Genomic DNA, 23,532 nt, shown 5'->3' with positions numbered 1-23,532 from the left:
TTAAGAGCCGAGCTCAGTGAACCGGCCCACGCCCGTCAAAGCAGACAACTTCTTCCTGATGATCTATCGCGCCCTGAGTCAACGTCGCGTGCCGCTGGCACTGCGCATCGCCTGCACCAACATTTTCCTGGTGGCGCTGGCGTTGGTGATCTACGCCTGCGTGATGGGCCTGCAGTTCAAGCAGGCCATGCACGAGCAGGCCGATGCCCTGGGCCAGAGCCTGACCACCCAGACCGCCACCTCGGCGACCGAGCTGCTGGTGGCCAACGACATCCTCAGCCTCAACGTGCTGCTCGGCAACCTGGTGAAAAACCCGCTGGTGGCCCATGCGGCGATCTACAGCGTGGACAACCGCATCCTCGCCGAGGCCGGCCAGCGCCCGCGCAACAGCCTGCTGGGCGAGGCCGAAGGCCTGTACCAGACCAAGATCACCTTCCAGGACGTGACCGCCGGGCAACTGCGCATCAGCCTGGACATGAGCCAGTTCCAGCAGCCGATGCTGATCAGCCTGCAGAGCATGGGCATCCTTGCCGCCATCTTGCTGGTACTGGCACTGACCCTGAGCCTGCGCCAGGGCCGCTTCATCACCCTGCCGCTGCTGCAGCTGCGGGTGTGGCTGCGCGACCCGCAACCCTATACCCCGGCCACCGACCGCCAGGACGAGATCGGCGACATCGCCCGCCAGCTGCACGCGCGCCTGGCCCCGCCGCCGCCACCTGAGCCAGAGCCTGAAGAAGAGGACGACGAGCAGTTCGACGACCTGCACGACGCCGCCCCGGCAGCCAAGCCCGCACCGCGCGCCAAGCTGGCCGCCCAGGCGGACGAGGATGACGATGAAGCCTTCGCCGGCCTGCTGGACGACGAAAGCGCGCCCAAGGCCGCCGTGGTCGAATCCGACGAGCCGCAGTACAGCGCCGTGCTTGCCGTGCAACTGGGTTCGCAGGAGCAGCTGCGTCGCCTGCCGCGCACGCGCCTGACCGAGCTGACCGAGCGCTACCGCGATTGCCTGGAGCACGCCGCCTCGCTCTACGACGGCGAAACCCACACGCTCAACGACGGCAGCACCTTGGTGCTGTTCCACAGCCGCGACTGCAGCGAGGACTACCTGACCAATGCCATCTGCTGCGGCGAGCTGTTGCGCGCCCTGGGCCATGCCCTGCAGATCGAGGTGGCAGACAGCGGCATTACCCTGCAGCTGCAACTGGGCCTGGCCCTGGGCAACGACCTGCAAGGGCTGGAGCTGGTAGACCTGCTGATGGCCGAAAAGGCCCAGGACGCCCTGGCGCTGTCGCAGCACAGCCGCAACCTGTTGCTGGTGGAGCGGCAGATCAGCGATGACACGCTGATTCGCCAGCGCGCCCGCATTCGCCCGATTGCCAGCCCCGAGGGCGCCTGCTGCGTGGAGCGCCTGATGGAGCCGTACCCGTCGATGCTGGAGCGGCAGTTGGCGCGGATGCACGAACGCCGGGTCTGATACCGGGTTTACCCGCGAAGAGGCCAGCACAGACAGTACAAAAATTGCAGATACGAAAAAGCCCGCATCGTTGCGGGCTTTTTCGTATCTGGCAGTTGGATCAGAACCGGTAGACTTCCATATCGGTTCGAATCGGCGCAGCCATCGGGATCTTGGATTTCTCCGGCGTCTTTTTCACCTGCACCGGAGCAGCCGGCTTTTTTGGCGACTCTTCGGCAATCGCCGGCTGGTTGGCCAGCGGCTTGACCGCAGTGCTCAGCTGTTCGGCCAGCTTCTGCAGCAACTGGCCCTGGGCCTGTACCTGCGACGCCTCGCTGCCCGCGTGTGGCTGCTCGAGGTGAACGATGCGGTTGTCACGCACATGGCCACGGCGGTCCAACAAGCGCCACTGGGCATCCAGGACGGCCGGCTGGTCCTTGCCCGAGTCCAGGCGAGTAATCGACAGCAGTACTTGTACATCCGGGTTGAAACCGGTCGCCGCCGGGGCCAGCACCACGCGCTGGCTGTCCAGGCGCCAGGCGAGTTGGCGCACCAGCAGCTGGTCGATATCCGACGAAAGGCTGCCGGCCCAACGACCGTCGGTCGCCGAACTCAGGCTGCCATCGGCCTGACGTTGCAGGAAGGTTTCACGTTGCAGGTAATCGGCAACCGATACCGGGCCGAGCACCACGGCCATGCCCGCACTCTGCGAAGGCTGGCCAGGATCACCACTGTCGAGCTGGTACAGGGCAACCGGCTGGTGCATGGTGCACCCGCCAAGGCCCAGCAGGCCAGTCATCAACAGCGCAAATGGAAGGCGCAGAAATTTCATCATCCCATCCAGGCGGTCGCCAAAAGGCCAACCGCAGTGATACACATAGATTCAAACGGGCACACGGCCACGCCGGCACCGCAAGGGCCATATCATCCGCGAAATAACCGTCCGACTCCAGCATTTCTGCCCGGAACGACGCTGAAATTGCCGTTCCAGACATTTCAACCGGTTACGCCGGCACTTCCACCTGCAACCCATCGACCCGCTGGAACCCGCGTGGCAGCTTGCTGCCGCGCCGTCCGCGCTCGCCCTTGTAATGCTCCAGGTCGTCCGCTTTCAGAGATAGGGTACGCTTGCCGGCTTGCAATACAAGTGTCGCGCCATCGGCAATCACAGCCAGATCGGTAACAAATTCTTCACGGCTGGCTACCCGGTCGCCCGGCACCCCGATGATCTTGTTGCCCTTGCCTTTGCCCAGCTGAGGCAGGTCGCTGACCTTGAACACCAGCAGACGGCCTTCGGTGGTCACCGCCGCCAGCCAGTCCTGCTCGCGGTTGGCCACCGGGCGCGGGGTCATGACCTTGGCACCGTTGGGCAGGCTGAGCAGGCCCTTGCCGGCCTTGTTCTTGGCCTGCAGGTCTTCACCCTTGACCACGAAGCCATAGCCGGCGTCCGAAGCCACCACGTACAGCGCATCGTCGTCCGGCAAAAGCACGCACTCGAAGGTGGCCCCCGGTGGTGGCGTCAGGCGACCGGTCAGCGGTTCGCCCTGACCACGCGCCGACGGCAGGGTGTGGGCGGCCAGCGAGTAGCTGCGGCCAGTGGAGTCGATGAGCACGGCAAACTGGTTGGAGCGCCCGGCGGCGGCGGCCTTGAAGCCATCGCCGGCCTTGTACGACAGGCCGGTGGCATCGATGTCGTGGCCCTTGGCGCAGCGCACCCAGCCCTTCTCCGACAGCACCACGGTGACCGGCTCGGTCGGCATCAGTTCGTTTTCCGACAGCGCCTTGGCCTCGGCACGCTCGACGATCGGCGAGCGGCGGTCGTCGCCATAGGTTTCGGCATCCTTGATCAGCTCGCTGCGTACCAGTTTGCGCAGCTTGGCATCGCTGCCCAGCAGGGCGAGCAGTTTGGCCTGCTCTTTCAGCAATTCATCCTGCTCGCCGCGGATCTTCATCTCTTCCAGGCGCGCCAGCTGCCGCAGGCGGGTCTCGAGGATGTAGTCGGCCTGGATTTCGGTCAGGTCGAAACGGGCGATCAGGGCTTGCTTGGGCTGGTCCTCGGTACGGATGATGTGGATAACTTCATCCAGGTTGAGGAACGCGGTCAGCAAACCTTCCAACAGGTGCAGGCGCTTCTCCACCTTGTCCAGGCGGTGCTGCAGCCGGCGACGGACGGTAGTGGTACGGAACTCCAGCCACTCCAGCAGCAGCGCTCGCAGGTTCTTCAGCTGTGGCCGGCCGTCCAGGCCGATGATGTTGACGTTGACCCGGTAGCTGCTTTCCAGGTCGGTGGTGGCGAACAGGTGCTGCATCAGTTCATCGGCATCCACGCGGTTGGAGCGCGGAATGATGACGATGCGGCACGGGTTCTCGTGGTCCGACTCGTCACGCAGGTCGGCGACCATCGGCAGCTTCTTGGCCTGCATCTGCGCTGCGATCTGCTCCAGCACCTTGGCCCCGGAGACCTGGTGCGGCAGCGCGGTGACGACGATGTCGCCATCCTCGACGCGGTACACGGCGCGCATGCGGATGGAGCCGCGGCCGCTTTCGTACATCTTGAGGATTTCTGCCCGCGGCGTGACGATCTCGGCCTCGGTCGGGTAGTCCGGCCCCTGGATGTGCTCGCACAGCTGCTCGATGGTGGCCTTGGGCTCGTCGAGCAGGCGCACACAGGCCGTGGCCACTTCACGCAGGTTGTGCGGTGGCACGTCGGTGGCCATGCCCACGGCGATACCAGTGGTGCCGTTGAGCAGGATGTTGGGCAGGCGCGCCGGTAGCACGGCCGGCTCCTGGAGGGTGCCGTCGAAGTTGGGCACCCAGTCCACGGTGCCCTGGCCGACTTCGCTGAGCAGCACTTCGGCGTAGCGCGAAAGACGCGCTTCGGTATAACGCATGGCGGCGAACGACTTCGGATCGTCCGGCGCACCCCAGTTGCCCTGGCCGTCGACCAGGGTATAGCGGTAGCTGAACGGCTGCGCCATCAGCACCATGGCCTCGTAGCAGGCCGAGTCGCCATGGGGGTGGAACTTGCCGAGCACGTCACCGACGGTACGCGCCGACTTCTTGTGCTTGGCATCGGCATCGAGCCCCAACTCGCTCATGGCGTAGACGATGCGTCGCTGCACCGGCTTCAGGCCATCGCCGATGTGCGGCAGGGCGCGGTCCATGATCACGTACATGGAGTAGTTGAGGTAGGCCTGTTCGGTGAAGTCAGCCAGCGAGCGGCGTTCCACGCCGTCCAGGCTGAGTTCCAGTGAGTCGCTCATGCGGGCCTCGTCATTTCAGGTTCTGGCGCAGCAGCATGGTGCCGCCGCGCTGGGTAAATTCAAGTTGTTTCAGGGCACTCATGCCCAGCAATACGGTCTGCCCATCCAGGCCCGGCACCACGATGGCGCGCACGTCCTGCAGGCGGATATCCCCCAGTTGCAGGCTGGCCAGGCGCGTGCGGTAGCCTTCTGTACGGCCGTTGGCGGTACTGAGCTGCACCGGGCTGCCACGCTCCAGGCCCAGCTCGCGGCCCAGCGCCTCGGGGATGGCCACGTCGGTGGCACCGGTGTCGAGCATGAAATGCACCGCCTGGCCGTTGATTGCGCCATCCATCACGAAGTGGCCCTGGCCGTTGCCCAGCAGGCGCACCTCGATAAAGCCTTCGCCATGCGACGACTGCACCTGGGCATTGGGGTTGCGCTGGCTGTCTTCCCATTGGCCGAAGAAACGCGTGGCAAGGAACAGCGCCGCCGCCCAGGCGACGATCATCAATACCTTGCCAGCCCGCTTGCCCGGTGCCTGGCTCATGGCTTGGCGCTCCATCCGCCTTCCGGCGCATCGAAGCGCCAGACGATCGGGCGTGCCTCGCCATCGGCGCGGGCGCCGTTGTTGTTGTCCACACCGATCCAGGCGCCCTTGGCATCGATCACCAGGGCCTCGGCCAGGCCGAACGGCTGTTGATAGCGGCGCGACTCGACCAGGGCATCGGCAGCGAACGACCAGCAGCGCTCGACCTTGCCACTGTCGGTATCCCGACGACAGACCCGGTAGGCGTTGCGTTCGAGGGTGAACAGCTTGCCTTCGAACCAGGCAAGGTCAGCGAAGTCGCGCGACAGTGCCTGGGCATTGGGCATCTGCGCCGGCTGCATTTCGACGCCAGCCTCGCTCAGCAGCACGCAGCTGCGGCCACAGGTCCACACCGATTGCTGGCGCTCGATGGCCACCAGGCCCCGCCGCTCGCGCTCGGCGGCCAGCCACAGGCGGTCACCCGCCGGGTTGATCGCCAGGCCTTCGAACAAGGCGTTGAAGTTCAGCAGCATGCCGCTGGCCCGGGCCTGACGAACCATGGCCGGGTCGATCTTCAACCAGTCCGCTTCGCCTTCCAGCGGCAGTTGCAGCACCGCGGCATGCGCCTCGCTGACCAGGTACAGGTTACCCGCCTGGTCACAGCTGATACCTTCGAAATCCAGCTCGCCACCACGAATATACGACGCCGCCCAGTTGCGCGACTTCAGGCCCCACGGCAGGCCACTTTCCGGCACCGCTGGCGGGGTGAAGGTGAGCGGCTGCGCGCGCCAGGTCGGGTTTTGCTGGTCGAAGCGGTAGATACGGTCGTCGTCGCGGTCGGACACGCCCCACAGCCCGCCCCGGCATTCCACCAGGCCAGACAGGTTGCCACCGCGCATGCCTTCGATCGGGTGCTCGGCGCTCAGCTTCAACTCTGGCCAGTTGCCCGCCAGGCTCGGCAGGGCAACCAGCGCCAGGCAGGCAGCCAGAAGCCGCCGAATCAAACCATGACCTCGGCCAGGTTGCCCTTGGTTTCCAGCCAGCTCTTGCGGTCACCCGCGCGCTTCTTGGCCAGCAGCTTGTCCATCAGCTCGCAGGTGGCCTGCACATCGTCCAGGGTCAGCTGCACCAGGCGCCGGGTGTTCGGGTCCATGGTGGTCTCGCGCAGCTGTGGCGGGTTCATCTCGCCCAGGCCCTTGAAGCGGGTGACCTGTGGCTTGCCGCGTTTCTTCTCGGCCACCAGGCGATCGAGGATACCGTCGCGCTCGGCCTCGTCGAGGGCGTAGTAGATTTCCTTGCCCAGGTCGATGCGGTACAGCGGCGGCATGGCCACGTACACATGCCCGGCCTCGACCAGCGCGCGGAAGTGCTGGACGAACAGCGCGCACAGCAGCGTGGCGATGTGCAGGCCGTCGGAGTCGGCGTCGGCGAGGATGCAGATCTTGCCGTAGCGCAGCTGCGCAAGGTCAGTGGCCCCCGGGTCGACGCCAATGGCCACGGCGATGTTGTGCACTTCCTGGCTGGCCAGGACTTCGCCACCGTCCACTTCCCAGGTGTTGAGGATCTTGCCACGCAGCGGCAGGATCGCCTGGAATTCCTTGTCGCGTGCCTGCTTGGCCGAGCCACCGGCCGAATCACCCTCGACCAGGAACAGTTCGGCGCGCATCGGATCCTGGCCGGCGCAATCGGCCAGTTTGCCGGGGAGTGCCGGGCCCTGGGTGATGCGTTTGCGTTCGACCTTCTTGCTGGCCTTCAGGCGGCGCCCGGCGTTGCTGATGGCCAGCTCCGCCAGTTGCATGCCCAACTCGGGGTGGGCGTTGAGCCACAGGCTGAAGGCATCCTTGACCACGCCGGAAACGAAGGCCGCCGCCTCGCGCGACGACAGGCGCTCCTTGGTCTGCCCGGAGAACTGCGGGTCCTGCATCTTCATCGACAGCACGAATGTGATGCGTTCCCAGACGTCTTCCGGCGCCAGCTTCACGCCGCGCGGCAGCAGGTTGCGGAACTCGCAGAACTCGCGCATGGCATCCAGCAGGCCCTGGCGCAGGCCGTTGACGTGGGTGCCGCCCTGGGCGGTAGGGATCAGGTTGACGTAGCTTTCCTGGATGCTGTCGCCGCCTTCTGGCAGCCACAGCAAGGCCCAGTCCACCGCCTCCTTGTTACCGGCCAGGCTGCCGCAGAACGGCTCGTCGGGCAGGCGTTGGAACTCGTTTACCGAGTCCACCAGGTATGAGCGCAGGCCGTCCTCGTAGTGCCATTCGACCTTCTCGCCGCTGGCCTTGTCCTCGAAGCTGACCAACAGGCCCGGGCACAGCACGGCCTTGGCCTTGAGCACGTGCTTGAGGCGGCTGATGGAGAACTTCGGCGAATCGAAGTACTTGGGGTCGGGGCTGAAGTACACGCTGGTACCGGTGTTGCGCTTGCCGACCGAGCCGACCACTTCCAGCTCGCTGGCCTTGAAGCCATCGGCGAAGGTCATCTGGTATTCGTTGCCGTCACGTTTGACGCGCACGCGCACCTGGGTCGACAGGGCGTTGACTACCGAGATGCCCACGCCGTGAAGGCCACCGGAGAACTGGTAGTTCTTGTTGGAGAACTTGCCGCCGGCGTGCAGTTTGGTGAGGATCAGCTCGACCCCGGAAACGCCCTCTTCCGGGTGGATGTCCACCGGCATGCCGCGGCCATCGTCGCTGACTTCCAGCGAGTGGTCGGCATGGAGGATGACCTGCACCGAACGGGCGTGACCGGCCAGGGCTTCGTCGACACTGTTGTCGATGACTTCCTGGGCCAGGTGGTTGGGGCGGCTGGTATCGGTGTACATGCCCGGCCGCTTGCGGACCGGGTCAAGGCCCGAGAGGACTTCGATGGCGTCTGCGTTATAGGCGCTAGCGCTGGGAGTGGCCATAGGGTCTCGTCGTCAGTCTGGTGAATGCAAAAAAGTCAAAATACAGAAAAATCGAGCGCTGCGTACTGCCCACGGGCAATGCCGGCAAAGGCCAGCAGTGCCGGCAGGCGCTCGGCGAAGCCCTGGAAGCTGTGGTCGCCACCGGCCTGGATGCGCAGGGCACAAGCACGGTAATAGCGCTCGGCGTGGCGATAGTCCAGGGTTTCATCGGCGGTCTGCAGCCACACTTGATAGCGGCTGGCGTCCACCGGGGCTGGTACTTCCAGCTCGGCCAGGGCCTGCACGTGATCGTGGGTCAGCTCCCAGGCTTCACCGGTGTAGTGATTGTGCTGGGTACCCAGGTAGCCGTCGAAATGCTTGTGCGGTGTTACCGCCGGGTTCACCAGCAGGGCCTTGAGGCCGTGGCGCTCGGCCAGACAGGTGGCATAGTAGCCGCCGAGCGAACTGCCCACCAGCAGTGGCGCGCCCAGCTCGGCGATGGCCGCTTCGAGCTGGGCGATGGCCTGCCGTGGGTGGTGGTGCAAGGCGGGCACCCGCAATTGGGCCGACAGGCCCAGTTGCTGCATCACGGCCTCGAGTTGGCGCGCCTTGGTCGAAAGTGGCGAGCTGTTGAAGCCATGGATATAGAGGATGGAACCCGACATGCTGCCCCCGGAATCTGTGGCTTCGCGCCCGGTGATATGGGCGCAGGGACGCGCAGTGTAGCGCGTTCGCCGGGTTTTGACGCAGTGTCACGGGTTTCGCAACAATTTCTTCACCGAAGTCGCAACCACAGTTCCCTGTAGGAGCGGCCTTGTGTCGCGATGGGTCGCGAAGCGGCTCCCGGGTTTCAGCTGCGCCACAAATATTGCCGGGGCCGCTCTGCGGCCCATCGCGACACAAGGCCGCTCCTACAATTGACCGCGTCTGCAGCCGCAGCTCAATAGCCAGGGCTATCGAAGTCGAGCTTCACTTCGAAGTCCAGTGCCCGCTCCACACCGGTCTCCAACCGCCCGTCGGCGTGCAGGCGCAGCCAGCGGTATCCAGGCTGCTCCTCGCTCACTTGAAAATCCTCGCTACGCGCCGCGAACTGGATACAGGTCGACGGAGTGGCCAGCAGGCGCAGGCCGTCGCGCACTTCATCCCATTCCTGGTGCACATGCCCCCACAGCAGCGCCCGCACCTGTGGATAACCCTCGACGATATCGAACAGCGCCTGGGCATTGCGCAAGCCGATCGGCGCGATCCAGGCACAGCCGATATCCACCGGCTGATGGTGGAAGCACACCAGGCAATGCCGTTCACCCGCCTCTCGCAAGGCCGTTTCCAGCGCTGCCAGCTGATCACCCTCCAACAGCCCATGCGTCGCCCCGGGTACGGCCGTGTTGAGCATGACGATGCGCCACGCACCGATATCGGTCACCGCCTGTACCAGCTCCGGCGCCACTTGCGCCATGACTCGGGCCTCGTCATGGTTGCCAGGCAACCAGCGGGTGGGTACGGCAAATGGCGCGGTCAGCTCACGGAATGCTTCATAGGACGCCACGCTGGCGTCCTGGGACAGGTCGCCAGTGCACAGCAGCAGGTCGACAAGCGGTTGCTCCCGCCGCACCTGGGCCACTACATGGCGCAGGCTGTCACGGGTATTGAGGCCCAGCATGCTGCCGGCCGGGTCGGCGAACAGGTGGGCATCGGTCAGTTGCACCACATGCACGGGGCGCGATTGGTCTGGCTGCGGCAACGGCCGTCTCCTCGAACGGATTCAGCGCGAATTATGGCTGCACAACGGGTGCTAGCAAACACCCACGAACGACCTGCGTCACACTTCAGCGAACGCTCGCCAGTTCGTGACCACAAGCCAGGCAGTGGCTCAGCCATTCACCGAGGAACAGGTTGAGCTGGGCCTTTTCGTCCGGCTGGTGCATGGCCTCGTTCGGATACGGGTAGATGCTGCGCAGGCGCCGGGTGTGTTCGGCACTGACCACTTCGGCCATGCGCGCATCGTGGTACACCTGCACTTCCAGGTGCGGCACCGGCAACCATGGCAGGCTGTGCTCCTGGCGCACGTGCAGGGTGGTGGTATACGGGCAGGCCAGCACCACGTCGAGCACCAGCACGCCGAGCATCTGGTCGCCCTGGGTCATGCCGATGCGGCGCGAGCTCTGGGTGGTGCGCATGTCGGGCAACAGGCGCATCAGCCGGGCGTAGTTGGCCTCGCAGGCTGCCTGCAGCCCGACCAGGTCGACCCGATAACGCTCGCGCAGCAGGTTCACTTCCACATACCTCGTACTTCGTCACGGTTCAGCGCCAGCCATTGCAGGCCGATGATGGTCGCCGCGTTGCAGATGCGCCCGTCGCGCACCGCCTGCATGGCATCCTCGAACGACCACACGCGCACGCGAATGTCCTCGCCCTCTTCTTCCAGGCCATGCAGGCCGCCCGCCCCTTCACTGCTGCAACGGCCGAGGAACAGGTGAACGTATTCGTCACTGCCGCCGGGCGACGGGAAGTAACGGGTCATCGGCCACAGGGCGCTGAAGGCCAGGCCGGCTTCTTCTTCGGCTTCGCGGTGGGCGACTTCCTCGGGTTGCTCGTCCTTGTCGATCAGCCCGGCCACCATCTCGATCAGCCAGGGGTTGTCGACCTTGTCCAGTGCACCGACACGGAACTGCTCGATCAGCACCACTTCATCGCGCAACGGGTCGTACGGCAGCACGCACACCGCATCATGGCGCACAAACAGTTCGCGGCTGATCTCGCGGCCCATGCCCCCGGCAAACAACTCGTGGCGCAGGCGTAGCTTGTCGAGCTTGTAAAAGCCCTGGAAGCAGTTGGCCCGCTCGATGATTTCGAAGCCCTTGGGCACTGAGTTCAACGCGTCTGACATGGAAATCCTCATTACCTCGAATACCGCATCGCGCCATCCTACTCTGCACGCCTGCCGGTTTCATCCCTTTCCGGCAACCGTTCGCGCACTCGGGACAGCGCGCCTTCTCTCTGTTAGCTTAGTGGCGAACTGAAGGCCGCGCAGACGGTCAAAGGCCGACTTTTCCCTGTTCTGCAAGGATCCTCATGACACTTGTCAAACTGACTTCCGTGGCTGTGCTGGCCCTGGCCCTGGGTGCCTGCCAAAGCCTGTTCACGCCCAACTACCGGGCGCCGCTCGAGGTCAAGCGTGATGCCTGGGAGCATGTCAAACCCGGCTGCAGCGAAAGCGACTGCCCACTGGTGAACATCGACATGATCCACTTCCCGGCCTTGCCCAAGCTCGATGGCATCGTCGAGAAACGCCTGCTGCAACTGACCGAAGACAACCAGCGCGGCAACGCACCGACCAGCCTGCAAGCCTACGAGCAGCAGTACCTGGCCAGTGCCGACAAGCGCAACAGCAGCTACCTGCAGGCCAAGGTACGCGAGCAGCATGACGGACTGGTGATCATCGAACTGTCCAGCTACCTGGACAGCGGCGGCGCCCATGGCATGCCCGGGCGTGGTTTCATCAACTATTCGCGCAAGCTGGACAAGGTGCTGACCCTGCAGGACATGCTGGTGCCTGGCCAGGAAGACACCTTCTGGAAAACAGTCGAGGAGTCGCACCGCGCCTGGCTGATCAGCGTAGGCATGGACAAGGACGCCGAGTTCATCAAGACCTGGCCGTTCAAGCAGTCGCCGCACGTCGCCCTGACGTACGGCGCGGTGGTGGTCAAGTACGAGGTCTATTCCATCGCGCCCTACTCCATGGGCCACGTGGAGTTGAAGATCCCGTACCCACGCCTGAATGGCGTGCTCAAGCCCGAGCTGTTTCCCGGCCGCGGCTGAAGCTCAACAGCCCGTGCAGTAGCCCTGCCAGCAGCAATGCTGGCAGGGTCGCACCCAGGTCGGGCGCTTGCGCGGCGATCAGATGGTACGCAGCAACGCCCACCGCCCAGGCCAGCAGTGCCTGCCAGTGCAAGCCATGCACCTGTGCCGGCAAGCGACGGCGACGGATCACGTAATGGTCCATCAATACTACACCGAACAGCGGTGCAAACACCGAGCCGATCAGCAGCAGGAAGTTCTCGTACTGTGCCAGTGGCGCCAGCAAGGCGATCAGCGTGCACAGCACGCCAATGGCCAGCGCCAGGTGCTCGACCTTCAGGCGCACCAGCACGCCGGTGGAAACGGCTGCCGAGTGAATGTCGGCAAAAGCCTTTTCCGACTCGTCCAGCAGAATCAGCAGCAGTGGAATGCCCATGCCGGCGCCCGCCAGGGCCAGCAGCAGGGCGTTGGCTTCGCCACTGCCGGCGAAGGCCAAGGTGTAGCCCACACCCAGGCTCATCAGCCAGGTGTTGCCGATGAAGTAGCCCAGCACCGTACCGCCGAATACATGTTTGCCGTTACGGGCAAAACGCGAGTAGTCGGCGATCAGCGGCAACCACGACAGCGGCATGGCGATGGCGATGTCGAAGCCCACGGCCAGCGACATCGAACCGTCACCGGCACGTTCCCACAGTGCCGCCAGGTCGGCCTTGGCGAACAGGTTCCAGGTCAGCCACAGGCAAGCGCCCAGCAGCAGCCAGATGCCCCAGGTGCGCAGCACCTTGCGCACGAACGCCAGCGGCCCACCGACTGCGAGCAGGGTGGCCAGGGCGCCGAAGCACAGGGTCCAGAGCACAGGGTTGTTCCAGGCGCTGGCTTCGCCGAACGCCCGCGCGCCCAGCAGGCTGGCGGCATCGCGCATGACGATGATCTCGAACGCGCCCCAGCCCACCAGTTGCAGCAGGTTGAGCAGCGCCGGCAAACGCGCGCCATGGCCACCCAGGCTCAGTTTCAGCGTGCCCATGGCCGACAGGCCGGTATCGCTGCCGATGACACCGGCAGCCCCCAGCAGCAGCACACCCACACCGGTGCCCAGGGCGATAGCCAGCACCGCGCCGGCAAGGCCCAGGCCAGGGGCCAGCATGGCGCCGACCTGCAGCACCATCAGGCCGATGCCGAGGGAGAACCATAGCGAGAACAGGTCGCGGGCGCCGAAGATGCGCTGGGCGGTGGGGACCGGGTGGTCGGGGGAGAATTGGCTGGGGGTGGTCATGCTTTGACACTCGGCAAGGTATTGGATTGGACGCGGTCGCTGTAGGAGCGGCCTTGTATCGCGAAAGGGCCGCAAAGCGGCCCCAGGCTTTCAGCTTCGCGGCTGAAATTGCCGGGGCCGCTTCGCGGCCCATCGCGACACAAGGCCGCTCCTACAGAGGGCAGCGCTGCGACTTAGACTTTGTGATACAGCTGGCTGCCTTCCTGGCGGAACCGCTCGGCCTGCTCACGCATGCCTTGCTCGACCGTCACATCCACGGTTTCGATCTTGGCGGCGTATTCGCGCACTTCCTGGGTGATCTTCATCGAGCAGAACTTCGGCCCGCACATCGAGCAGAAGTGCGCGACCTTGGCCGATTCCTTCGGCAGGGTTTCGTCGTGGTAGGCACGGGCAGTGTCCGGGTCCAGGCCGAGGTTGAACTGGTCTTCCCAACGGAACTCGAAGCGTGCCTTGGACAAGGCGTTGTCACGAATCTGCGCACCCGGGTGGCCCTTGGCAAGGTCGGCGGCATGAGCGGCGATCTTGTAGGTGATGATGCCGGTCTTCACGTCATCCTTGTTCGGCAGGCCCAGGTGCTCCTTGGGCGTGACGTAGCAGAGCATCGCGCAACCGAACCAGCCGATCATCGCCGCACCAATGCCCGAGGTGATGTGGTCGTAGCCAGGAGCGATATCGGTGGTCAGCGGGCCGAGGGTGTAGAACGGCGCCTCGTCGCAGCACTCCAGCTGCTTGTCCATGTTCTCCTTGATCAGCTGCATCGGCACGTGGCCGGGGCCTTCGATCATGCACTGCACGTCGTGCTTCCAGGCGATCTTGGTCAGCTCGCCAAGGGTTTCCAGCTCACCGAACTGCGCGGCATCGTTGGCGTCGGCAATCGAGCCGGGGCGCAGGCCGTCGCCCAGCGAGAAGCTGACGTCGTAGGCCTTCATGATTTCGCAGATTTCGTCGAAGTGGGTGTACAGGAAGTTTTCCTTGTGGTGCGCCAGGCACCACTTGGCCATGATCGAGCCACCACGGCTGACGATGCCGGTGACGCGCTTGGCGGTCAGCGGCACATAGCGCAGCAGCACACCAGCGTGGATGGTGAAGTAGTCCACGCCCTGCTCGGCCTGCTCGATCAGGGTGTCGCGGAACAGCTCCCAGGTCAGGTCTTCGGCCACGCCGTTGACCTTTTCCAGGGCCTGGTAGATCGGCACGGTACCAATCGGCACCGGCGAGTTGCGGATGATCCACTCACGGGTTTCGTGAATGTGCTTGCCGGTGGACAGGTCCATGACCGTGTCCGAACCCCAGCGGATGCCCCAGGTCAGCTTGGCCACTTCTTCCTCGATCGAGGAACCCAAGGCGCTGTTGCCGATGTTGCCGTTGATCTTCACCAGGAAGTTGCGGCCGATGATCATCGGCTCCACTTCCGGGTGGTTGATGTTGGCCGGGATGATCGCGCGGCCACGAGCGATTTCCTGGCGAACGAACTCGGGGGTGATTTCTTTCGGAATGTTGGCCCCGAAGCTGTGGCCGGCGTGCTGCTCGTCGAGCAGGCCGGCGGCGCGTGCCTCTTGCAGCTTCATGTTTTCGCGGATGGCCACGTATTCCATCTCGGCGGTGATGATGCCCTGGCGGGCATAGTGCATCTGCGAGACGTTGGCGCCCGCCTTGGCACGGCGCGGGTTGCGCACGTGGGCGAAACGCAGCTTGGCCAGTTCGGCATCGTTCAGGCGCTGCTGGCCGAAGTCGGAGCTCAGGCCGGCCAGGCGCTCGGTGTCACCGCGTGCCTCGATCCACGCCGAACGCACGTCGGCCAGGCCCTTGCGCACGTCGATGACAACGTTGGGGTCGGTGTACGGGCCGGAAGTATCGTAGACCAGCACCGGGGCATTGGACTCGCCACCGAAATCGGTCGGGGTGTCGTCCAGGCTGATTTCACGCATGGGCACGCGGATGTCCGGGCGCGAGCCTTCGACATACACCTTGCGCGAACGCGGGAACGGTTGCACGGACTGCTGATCGACTTGTGCCGATTCGCTGAGGTTGATCGCTTTTTCTTGTTTGGTCATCACAGGCTCTCCAGACGGCTTCCTAGCAGTGGAATGTCGGGGTGAACCTGAAAGGCGCGGACGCACCCTTGATGGGTGCAGTGCCGGATATGGGGGTGCCTGAAGCTGCATGCAGCTGCGACATTCCCGGACCTGGCACAAGAGGCTCCCCGGGAAGGCGAGCAATCTTGTTCCCTACGCAGGCGCTAACCTGATCAGGTTCAACGGGATCCGCAACTTTGCGATCTCAGCCTTTGCTTCAAGGCACCCCGACAAGAACATGCGCAGTCTAGACTGGAGTGGTCGGCAAAGCCAAGCAGGTAAATGCGCGGATGATGAAAGGCACCCCGAGCGATTGTTGCCGGGTGCGCATGGCACTACACTGGCCCATCGCTCGATACTCAACAGTTCAGTAATTCAATTTCGTACAAGGATTGCCTCTATGCTGCGCAAACTCTCACTGGCAATAGCCGTGTCTTGTGCGTCCAACGGAGTGGTCTGGGCAGCGGACGTGCCCACTACAGTGAAAACCGACCTGGTCAGCGTTTATCAGGAAGCGGTCGACAACAACGCTGACCTGGCTGCGGCCCGCGCCGATTACGGCGCCCGCCGTGAAGTGGTACCGCAGGCTCGCGCCGGGTTGCTGCCCAACCTTTCGGCCGGTGCCGAAATGCTGAACACCCGCACCAAGCTGGACGAACCATCGGCCACCAGCAACCGCAGCGGCAATACCTGGAGCGCGACCCTGGCGCAGCCTATCTTCCGCGCTGACCGCTGGTTCCAGTTGCAGGCGGCCGAGGCGGTCAACGAACAGGCAGCGCTGGAGCTGTCGGCGACCGAACAGAACCTGATCCTGCAAACCGCGCAGAATTACTTCGCCGTGCTCCGTGCCCAGGACAACCTGGCCGCGACCAAGGCCGAGGAAGCTGCCTTCAAGCGCCAGCTGGACCAGTCCAACGAACGATTCGACGTCGGCCTCTCCGACAAGACCGACGTGCTGCAATCCCAGGCCAGCTACGACACGGCCCGGGCCAACCGGATCATTGCCGAGCGCCAGGTACAGGATGCCTTCGAGGCCCTGGTGACCCTGACCAACCGGGAGTACACATCGATTCAAGGCGTGGTCCATACCCTGCCGGTGCAGGTCCCTACGCCCAACGACGCCAAGGCCTGGGTCGAAACCGCCGGGCGCCAGAACCTCAACCTGCTCGCCACCAACCACGCGGTCGTCGCTGCCGAGGAAACCCTGCGCCAGCGCAAGGCCGGCCACGCGCCGACCCTGGACGCAGTTGCCAAGTACCAGAAGGGTGACAACGACAACTTCGGTTTCACCAACCCCGCACCGGCCCCCGTTTCGCGCTATAGCGGCGACGTCGAGCAGACCAGCATCGGCCTGCAGCTGAACATCCCGATCTACAGCGGCGGCCTGACCAGTTCGCAGGTGCGCGAGGCCTACCAGCGCCTGAGCCAGAGCGAGCAGCAGCGTGAAAGCCTGCGCCGCCAGGTGGTGGAAAACACCCGCAACCTGCACCGCGCGGTAAACACCGACGTGGAGCAGGTGCAGGCGCGCAAGCAGTCGATCATCTCCAACCAGAGCGCGCTGGAAGCCACCGAGATCGGCTACCAGGTGGGTACCCGCAATATCGTCGACGTGCTTGACGCCCAGCGTCAGCTGTACACCTCGGTGCGCGACTACAACAACAGCCGCTATGACTACATCCTCGACAACCTGAGCCTGAAGCAGGCGGCCGGCACCTTGAGCCCGCAGGACCTGCAGGACCTCAAGCGGTACCTGAAGCCAGACTACAACCCGGACAAGGACTTCCTGCCGCCGGACCTGGCGGCTGCAGCGGCGAAGAACTTCGAGCGCAGGCCTTGAGATAGGTGTTGGACCAGTCGCGGGCAAGCCCGCTCCCACCGCGGGGTAACCTGGGGGAGTTGGCGTGCCGGCGATAGGGCCATCAAATATCACTCCAGCCGCTAGAGGACAGCGACTAGGCCGCTACGGCAATCGTCGAGTCGATGCGTTGAGCCGACATATCCCCGATCAGCGCAGAGCCAGCCGGCTCAGGGGCAAACGCAGCCATTGCATCCACAAGATTTCCCAGGCTCGGCAGCGAGTGCTCGACAGCAAACAGAGATGCCCCCGCTGAAAGGGCCAAGGCCTCAGACATGGCAACCATTTCAGAGGTGACTATTGCCGGCTGCGCAAAGATGAAGTCCTCCGCTGTCACTTGCGCAACTTCGAGCGCATCCAGGTACAGTATATTCACGATACCTTCCTGCCCCGGCACTGCCTGGGTATCAACGGCCACACCATGAATCTGTGCAAAGTCATTTAGCATGAAGCGCTCGACTTTGCTGACCTGCAGATCCTCGAAGCGACTGATGCCTACCTGGCTGAGGTCAATCTTGTCGATACCGTGCCGGAACCCCCGCAGGGTGTTCTTGTAATCGCTCACACCTTCTTGTTTTGTCACCAGGAACACGCTGGGCGCAACCGTTGGCGGGGCATAGATCGTGCCTGTCAGAGAAGCCACCAACTGCCCCGATTCGTCGCTGGCAAGCGACACGCCATCTGCACCACCGGTAAGCAGAACATTCGCGTTGGCAGGCGGCGACGTCTGCACTTCAGGGTTGCCCTCGAAGTAACCTGGCGCAGCAGTGAATGCGTCAAGGAAGCGAAAGTTCGCTGGCTGCAGTTCGGCGATCGGTTTGTCCGCAAGCGTGAGCTTCTGCCCATCGCCAAGGTCTAGCACAGCCGCATTGCCGTCCTGTCGCATCTGCAGGTCAGCAAACCCTAAACCACCAAAACCGACCAGATCGATCACTTCACGCGAAGTTTCGAAGTGCTCGAGTACATCGTTTCCGGCTGCACGCCTGTGGATAACATAGCGGTCAGTACCCTCCCCGCCCTTGAGCAGGTTGTATCCACGGCCACCATCCAGTAATGCCCCGGCGGGCCCAGCGATCAAGGTATCGTCGCCGTCGCCACTGATGAGGTTCTGCACCGAACCAGAGGCTATGGTCAGCGCCACTCCGGCGATATTGGCACTGCCACTGGCCAAATCCACCGAAATACTGCGACTTACCGCAGCCGCATTCAACGTATTACGCCCGCCAGCGGTGCCGCTGATTGCGTCGTCAAGCAGCGCTCGCCCGGCGTTTTCTGCCACCAGGTTCGCATAGTCATCGGTGAAGTAATAAGTATCATCGATGGTGCCGGGGCTGCCAACGAGGCGCAACGTCCAGCGATCGAGTGTCAACGGCAAACCAGCATCGGCATTGCGCACCTCGAGTTTCCACTCCCCTGCTGAGCGCTCTGCGCGATGATGGGTCGACATGAACCCATATTTGAACGCTCCTGAGCGCGAATCGCCCAGATCGTCATCACCGGAGCCCGGTGCCTTGCCCGTACGATCGAGCAGCACGCTCCTCGTGCCGCCAGGCGACACCAGCGTGAGCGTCATGTCACCCAGACGGCCCACCATCGAATGGATATCGACCTCCACATGCTCCACCAGCACATCAGCCGGCAGGGTCAAGGACAAAGTCGCGACCTGCCCCGCCGCAACTTGGTGGGCAAGCGGCTCACTGGCAGCGGTCAGCACCCGTTCATTGGCCTTGGTCGCCTGGCTACCCCATGACTCGGCAAGACGCACAGCCGCACGGGCGTCGACCATACCAAAACCGTAGTCGTGACTGGTGTGCATGCCACCGCCATTCCAGTTGCGCCCTGCGTTGTAGGCCCATTGGGTGGATGCGTCATCCACCTTGCGCGCAGACAGTGCGAGGATCTGCTGGATGTCCCGATAACCGAGCCCCGGATTGGCCTGCAGCATCAACGCCACCACGCCTGATACAATCGGCGCAGCGAAACTGGTGCCCTGGGTCGTGCTATAGGCGCTGCCCACCGATGCACCGCGCTCCGCTTCAAGGCTGACGCCAGTGGACAACACATGGCTTCCTGGTGCAGCGACCAGCAAGCTGGAACCTGGGTTGGAAAAGGGTGCAGTGGCAGCTTGCAGCACCGAGAGGTCTGCCTTTGCATTGATCGCCGCTACTTCGATGGCGTGGCGGTTGTTGTTGGTCAGCGAGCCCTGGGCACTACCACCTTTGTCGCGCTGGTTGCCGCCAGAGGCGACGACGATGGTGCCAAGCCCGCCACGACCATTGGTGGCCGCAAGCGTAGTACTGAAAGCGAGCGCCAGAGCGGTATCGACCTTGCCTTCCGGAACATTCCCCAATGCGAAGTCCTTTTTGAACCCCCAACTGTTGTTGGCAATGTCGTAGTTGACCATTTGCCCCAGGTTGGTCAGGTCGTCGCCTTTGTTGGCCAGGTAGTGCCCGCCGATCTTCGCATCGTATGCAATGCCGATTCCCCCTTGATCATTGCGCGCTCCAACCATGACACCCGCCACTTGGGTGGCATGATTGGACGCCAGGGCAGCCAGCGTGCCATTGGTACGTTGGGTTTGCAGCCAGATGGGGTCGATATTCGCCTTGAGATCGGGGTGCTCGATATCGAAGATTTCCGGCGCGACGGCAAATTCACCGCCAGGCTCGAACTGCCCGATCCTCACGCCCTTGCCCGTGAAGTCACGCCATACTGGCGCGACATCGATCTCGTCCAGATACCACTGCCGCCCAGAGAGCGGGTCACCAGGTGATCGCTCATGGCGCAACGTTACCGTCGCGCGCAAGGGTGCCGATGCACCGCTGCCCACCTCGGTAACACTCATGGAGGCGTTGCCGGCCGCATCGACCAGGTCGTAGCGGAAACTGACATCACCGTCATGGCCAGGCAACGGCGTGACCTCCACATCACCCTGCTCGTTCAGCCGCACTGTAGCGCCCTTGCCCGTACTGACCGACGCGATGCGCAACGGCCCACTGCTGTTGAATGGCTGGTCGTTGGCCAGCAGCGCCGTCGCAGGGACTATCAGCGCGGTGTCAGTGGTGGTGAAGGTAGCCAGTTGCTCAGGCGACAGCCTGTCGCCGATTGGCATGGCGCCCGCGCCGAGAAGATCGATAGCGGCAATATCGGCGAAGCTGAGCTTCTGGATGTTGCTCAGGGTCAGGCGGCCGTCTCGCCCCGTTACGGTGTCGGTGATCTGGTGACCCGATTCGGTACGCGTGATCAGGTACTCGTCGTGTGCACCATGCAAGCTGACCAAGTTGGTTCCCGCGCCTCCATCGATCGTGGCATCGCCCCGACCGGCTTCGATCACGTCATCGGCCGCCCCACCCGTAATCCGATCCGCGCCACCACCAGCGTAAATAATGCTGCCGCCCGCCGAGGCCTGGATGCGATCACCATTTGGGCCTGCGTAGATAACGGACTTGCCGGTACCACCAATGATGTCGTTGCGGCCGCTGCCACCGACAAGCACATCGTCGCCACCGCCACCGATCAGCAAGCTATCGCCCGAGCCGCCCTTGATGAAAACTCCGCGTTGACCGCCGCTGGCGATGATGTCCCTACCCCGCCCTCCTTGCGCGATGGTCAACCCGGCCTTGGCCATGTTCAGCCCAACGCCCTGCTCCCCCACGATCAGCGCCGTGTCACGCCCGCCATTGCCGTGCATGTTCGCCCAGTCGTCACTGGCACTGATCACGAATACATCATCGCCCGCCCCGCCGCGATAGGTATTGCTGCCAGCGCCGCCGACCAGCCAGCTGCCACCCGGGGCTGCGGTCAAGACATCATCGCCTGCGGCGCCGTACAGCGTGTCCACGCCGAGCGCGGCGGCGTCCAGAGTGCTGCCTTGAGGACTCTGGCTGATGTAAGCCCGCCGCGAAGTGGGCCCGCTTGATGAAGTCAGTACCGTACCGCCCCCTTGGGCCTCGATCCGATTGCCGACGGTATCAGCGAGGAACTTCACCGCCAGTACTTCCCGGTCCTCGCCATTGATGGTGAATGCACTGCGGGAGAGGACCTGGTTACCCTGACGTGCTTCCCCCACCGGCTCGACCTGACCGAGCTTGATTTGGCTGATGCCATGCTCCTTCAATGCCTTCAATTCTCCGGCATCGGCACGCCCGTCATGGTTGCCATCGACCCAAACCTTCAATTGTGCCCAGACAGCATCTTCAACGTTGATAGCGCCATCGGCGTTGGCGTCCACGCTTGCCAGGGCGGCGAAGCCATCTTTGAACGGTGTTTCGCCGGAGTTGCCATCGCTACCGGCTTTGCCTCCGTAGTATTCGGAAAACAGTTGGCTGATGTTGCTCACCTGCCCGGTGCCTTTGTCATGTACCAGCATGCCGGTCACACGATCTGCCCAGCCTGTACGACGTAACGTACCGCTGTTATCGACATCGAACAGCACGCCGTCCTCGATACCGGCCAAGCCCACACCTTGCCCGCTCAGATCGAGTAACAGAGGGTCGACGAAGGTGTTCACCGTGGTCATCGCCGCCAGCCCGTTGAGCACCACTGCGTTACGCAGGCTGAAGTCAGGCTGTTCGCTACCCTCCCGATAGAACTGGGCGAGGTGCTGGTTCGGCCGCACGTTGGGGTCGAGCTGGATCTCGCCGGGGCGGATACCACCGGTGGCCAGGCTGCCCAACTGGGCGGAGGTGAAGTCGGTGTTGTCGAGGGTGCTGTCGGTGAAAGCGATGCTGTGGGTCAGGCGGCGGTTGACGTAGCCGCTGGAGACGTCGTTGCGGATGTCGTCTTGGCCTTGGAGGTCGCGACGGGATTCAGTTGCGGGGGTAATTTCGATTTTGAGCGTTTCATTTGAAATAGGCTCAGAGACCATCAAAGCTGAGAGGCTGGCCTCGATGGAATTGAAAACCGCATTGGCCGTAGCGTTTATCAAGTCAGGGACCCCTGAGGGTGACTCGACTCGGGAGATCCACTCTTTCGCAAGTAAGCGATTCTCGGCATCTGTAATTACTGATGCCATTGCCATCATTCGATGAGTACGTAAAGAAAGCAGCCCTTCGTCTATAAAATTACCTGACGAAGAAAGCACGATCCGCCAATAGTCTTCTTTGCTAGCATCCGCCATCACATTGAATACTGGGTGCAAGGTCCAAGCCTTCTCGGGGTACCCCAGAGAAGTGAAGGTTTCAGCGTGAAAAGCTGACACTTCACTTTGCCGAACTTGCTCAACTATAGGACCATCAGCAACCTTATCCGCTAGTATCCTTAAGTACCCCCGCGCCATTGCGACTCTAATCGTATTCACATCACTATCTGACATTGGCCGCCCTGCATCCGCAGCCACCATCTTCATATAGTTTATTGCCGCAACACCTGCAACTGAATCGCCACGAGCAACGCCATTTGCGAGAACTGCATATTTATCCCCCTTAGCAGCCAACAGGTCGTACATCGCTGACGGCCCCTTACCCTCAAGAGCGACACTTGCCTCTTCAATATCTGCAACCTCGAGCCTGATCATTTAACTCCTCCTTGTTTTACACTTCGTTTTAGAAATTCCTCAACTCTATTTACCATACTCCTCCACCCCCCTAGCTTACCCCGCAGAAACTTAACACTCACAAGAGCATCCCCACCAGAAAGCACAAACTTCAAATCGCAGTAAGAATTATCTTCATCATATGCCCTTACACAATAAACTATGTATTGCATGCGCCCATCCTTTTCCAGCCAGAAAAAGTCCTGCTTATCTCCAGGAAAAACTCTACTGACACCCTCTACATATGTCATTCCAATGTCTGGTTCGTAACCTGCCTGTTCAACCGCCGTTATCGGGGTTGCCCGAAGATAACTTTTGAGTCTCTTTTCTAACCCGGTCGCCCCATGAACCCAGGGCTCGACGGCAACGGTCACGCCGCCAAAACTGAAAGATGTTGCCTCACCGTAAGGGACAGGCTGCATCTCCGGCCAACTCATTGCCATATAGAGCGAGACCAAATTTGCACCACAGCCTTTTTTGTTGTTTACGAAACCCGGCTCCCAGGAACTCTCACCTTCATATTCTGGCCAATAGATTACATATTTCCTAGGAAGCTCATAAACAACACCTGAGATCTTTCCACACACCATTGGACTAGGGGCAGTGAATTTCTTGGGCGCCCAATTCGAGGTAGTAGCAACGACAACTAACAGCCAGGCGATACATAGAAATAACAATAGCTTGCTGAGGCGCCACAGCACACGACCAAAAAATCTGCCCATCGCACTCAGATTCCCGAGTAGCATCTTCAAAAAAAACAAAAAATATTTGAACGTAACCATCACTCCCCCTAGAGCCAGCCTACCTATATCAGGCACTAGGCCAACTGAGCTTCAGACAATTCATAAGCGACTTTGAAATTCCTTTCGCACAGCACGGATATCCTGCCC

At 62.7% G+C, this 23,532-nt stretch carries 16 protein-coding genes and 1 riboswitch; of the genes, 3 read left to right on the top strand and 13 right to left on the bottom strand.

What is annotated here, in order from left to right; translation table 11 throughout:
• The first annotated feature begins 16 nt into the window (after positions 1-16).
• The gene (locus CAG00_RS03830; protein ID WP_085663536.1) at positions 17-1,474 is read left to right on the top strand and encodes an AhpA/YtjB family protein; all 1,458 of its coding nucleotides are present in this window, start codon (positions 17-19) and stop codon (positions 1,472-1,474) included.
• 100 nt (positions 1,475-1,574) lie between these two features.
• On the opposite strand, the gene CAG00_RS03825 is transcribed toward CAG00_RS03830, so the two are convergent.
• From CAG00_RS03825 to CAG00_RS03785, 9 genes are all read right to left on the bottom strand, one after another.
• Positions 1,575-2,285, bottom strand: a complete 711-nt coding sequence (locus CAG00_RS03825) for a membrane integrity-associated transporter subunit PqiC (protein WP_025340838.1) — start codon at positions 2,283-2,285, stop codon at positions 1,575-1,577.
• A 172-nt stretch (positions 2,286-2,457) separates the two neighbouring features.
• A complete protein-coding gene (parC, locus tag CAG00_RS03820) occupies positions 2,458-4,716 on the bottom strand; it encodes a DNA topoisomerase IV subunit A (protein WP_085663535.1) in 2,259 nt (752 codons plus the stop codon).
• A gap of 10 nt (positions 4,717-4,726) precedes the next feature.
• Positions 4,727-5,245: a TIGR02281 family clan AA aspartic protease gene (locus tag CAG00_RS03815; protein WP_085663629.1), complete on the bottom strand. Its 519-nt coding sequence runs from the start codon at positions 5,243-5,245 to the stop codon at positions 4,727-4,729.
• Positions 5,242-6,228: an esterase-like activity of phytase family protein gene (locus CAG00_RS03810; protein WP_025340841.1), complete on the bottom strand. Its 987-nt coding sequence runs from the start codon at positions 6,226-6,228 to the stop codon at positions 5,242-5,244. Before CAG00_RS03810 ends, CAG00_RS03815 begins: the two co-directional genes overlap by 4 nt.
• Positions 6,225-8,129: a DNA topoisomerase IV subunit B gene (gene parE, locus CAG00_RS03805; RefSeq protein ID WP_015272020.1), complete on the bottom strand. Its 1,905-nt coding sequence runs from the start codon at positions 8,127-8,129 to the stop codon at positions 6,225-6,227. Before parE ends, CAG00_RS03810 begins: the two co-directional genes overlap by 4 nt.
• Before the next feature lie 35 nt (positions 8,130-8,164).
• Positions 8,165-8,773: a YqiA/YcfP family alpha/beta fold hydrolase gene (locus CAG00_RS03800; protein ID WP_025340842.1), complete on the bottom strand. Its 609-nt coding sequence runs from the start codon at positions 8,771-8,773 to the stop codon at positions 8,165-8,167.
• Between the two features lie 275 nt (positions 8,774-9,048).
• Complete coding sequence (cpdA, locus tag CAG00_RS03795) at positions 9,049-9,849, bottom strand: 3',5'-cyclic-AMP phosphodiesterase (protein WP_085663534.1); 801 nt, start codon at positions 9,847-9,849, stop codon at positions 9,049-9,051.
• Positions 9,850-9,934: 85 nt separating this feature from the next.
• Positions 9,935-10,387 (bottom strand): DUF1249 domain-containing protein, encoded by a 453-nt coding sequence (locus tag CAG00_RS03790; protein ID WP_016501905.1) that lies wholly within the window; start codon positions 10,385-10,387, stop codon positions 9,935-9,937.
• Positions 10,378-10,995 carry an NUDIX domain-containing protein gene (locus CAG00_RS03785; protein ID WP_015272022.1) on the bottom strand — a complete coding sequence of 206 codons (618 nt, stop codon included), beginning with the start codon at positions 10,993-10,995 and terminating at the stop codon, positions 10,378-10,380. The genes CAG00_RS03790 and CAG00_RS03785 overlap by 10 nt, the downstream gene beginning before the upstream one ends.
• Positions 10,996-11,180: 185 nt before the next feature.
• Here CAG00_RS03785 and CAG00_RS03780 point away from each other — a divergent pair, with 185 nt between their 5' ends.
• Positions 11,181-11,927, top strand: a complete 747-nt coding sequence (locus tag CAG00_RS03780; protein ID WP_025340845.1) for an RsiV family protein — start codon at positions 11,181-11,183, stop codon at positions 11,925-11,927.
• On the opposite strand, the gene cytX is transcribed toward CAG00_RS03780, so the two are convergent.
• Together cytX and thiC are read right to left on the bottom strand one after the other, a co-directional pair.
• Positions 11,896-13,179: a putative hydroxymethylpyrimidine transporter CytX gene (gene cytX / locus CAG00_RS03775; protein ID WP_085663533.1), complete on the bottom strand. Its 1,284-nt coding sequence runs from the start codon at positions 13,177-13,179 to the stop codon at positions 11,896-11,898. The two genes, CAG00_RS03780 and cytX, sit on opposite strands and share 32 nt — an antisense overlap.
• Positions 13,180-13,352: 173 nt before the next feature.
• Positions 13,353-15,233, bottom strand: coding sequence for a phosphomethylpyrimidine synthase ThiC (gene thiC / locus CAG00_RS03770; protein ID WP_025340847.1), 1,881 nt, complete (start codon positions 15,231-15,233; stop codon positions 13,353-13,355).
• A gap of 154 nt (positions 15,234-15,387) precedes the next feature.
• Positions 15,388-15,494: riboswitch (TPP riboswitch) on the bottom strand.
• Positions 15,495-15,654: 160 nt separating this feature from the next.
• On the opposite strand from thiC, the gene CAG00_RS03765 reads away from it, so the two are divergent.
• Complete coding sequence (locus CAG00_RS03765) at positions 15,655-17,091, top strand: TolC family outer membrane protein (protein ID WP_025340848.1); 1,437 nt, start codon at positions 15,655-15,657, stop codon at positions 17,089-17,091.
• A gap of 115 nt (positions 17,092-17,206) precedes the next feature.
• Here the strand turns inward: CAG00_RS03765 and CAG00_RS03760 are convergent, their stop codons facing one another.
• Positions 17,207-21,976: a S8 family serine peptidase gene (locus tag CAG00_RS03760; RefSeq protein WP_139832728.1), complete on the bottom strand. Its 4,770-nt coding sequence runs from the start codon at positions 21,974-21,976 to the stop codon at positions 17,207-17,209.
• A gap of 644 nt (positions 21,977-22,620) precedes the next feature.
• The gene (locus tag CAG00_RS27570) at positions 22,621-23,424 is read right to left on the bottom strand and encodes a hypothetical protein (protein ID WP_139832720.1); all 804 of its coding nucleotides are present in this window, start codon (positions 23,422-23,424) and stop codon (positions 22,621-22,623) included.
• Positions 23,425-23,532 lie beyond the last annotated feature (108 nt).

This window comes from Pseudomonas sp. B5(2017) (assembly GCF_002112825.1).
Lineage (GTDB): Bacteria > Pseudomonadota > Gammaproteobacteria > Pseudomonadales > Pseudomonadaceae > Aquipseudomonas > Aquipseudomonas putida_Z.
Note: the sequence above shows the minus strand (reverse complement) of the source record. Positions and strands in the feature narration are given on the sequence as shown.

Coding starts and splice junctions, on each gene's coding strand:
- CAG00_RS03785 (WP_015272022.1), bottom strand. CDS start 10,995: ATGTCAGACGCGTTGAACTCAGTGCCCAAGGGCTTCGAAATCATCGAG.
- CAG00_RS03765 (WP_025340848.1), top strand. CDS start 15,655: ATGCTGCGCAAACTCTCACTGGCAATAGCCGTGTCTTGTGCGTCCAAC.
- CAG00_RS27570 (WP_139832720.1), bottom strand. CDS start 23,424: ATGGTTACGTTCAAATATTTTTTGTTTTTTTTGAAGATGCTACTCGGG.
- CAG00_RS03800 (WP_025340842.1), bottom strand. CDS start 8,773: ATGTCGGGTTCCATCCTCTATATCCATGGCTTCAACAGCTCGCCACTT.
- parC (WP_085663535.1), bottom strand. CDS start 4,716: ATGAGCGACTCACTGGAACTCAGCCTGGACGGCGTGGAACGCCGCTCG.
- thiC (WP_025340847.1), bottom strand. CDS start 15,233: ATGACCAAACAAGAAAAAGCGATCAACCTCAGCGAATCGGCACAAGTC.
- parE (WP_015272020.1), bottom strand. CDS start 8,129: ATGGCCACTCCCAGCGCTAGCGCCTATAACGCAGACGCCATCGAAGTC.
- CAG00_RS03825 (WP_025340838.1), bottom strand. CDS start 2,285: ATGAAATTTCTGCGCCTTCCATTTGCGCTGTTGATGACTGGCCTGCTG.
- CAG00_RS03760 (WP_139832728.1), bottom strand. CDS start 21,976: ATGGTCTCTGAGCCTATTTCAAATGAAACGCTCAAAATCGAAATTACC.
- cytX (WP_085663533.1), bottom strand. CDS start 13,179: ATGACCACCCCCAGCCAATTCTCCCCCGACCACCCGGTCCCCACCGCC.
- CAG00_RS03815 (WP_085663629.1), bottom strand. CDS start 5,245: ATGAGCCAGGCACCGGGCAAGCGGGCTGGCAAGGTATTGATGATCGTC.
- CAG00_RS03780 (WP_025340845.1), top strand. CDS start 11,181: ATGACACTTGTCAAACTGACTTCCGTGGCTGTGCTGGCCCTGGCCCTG.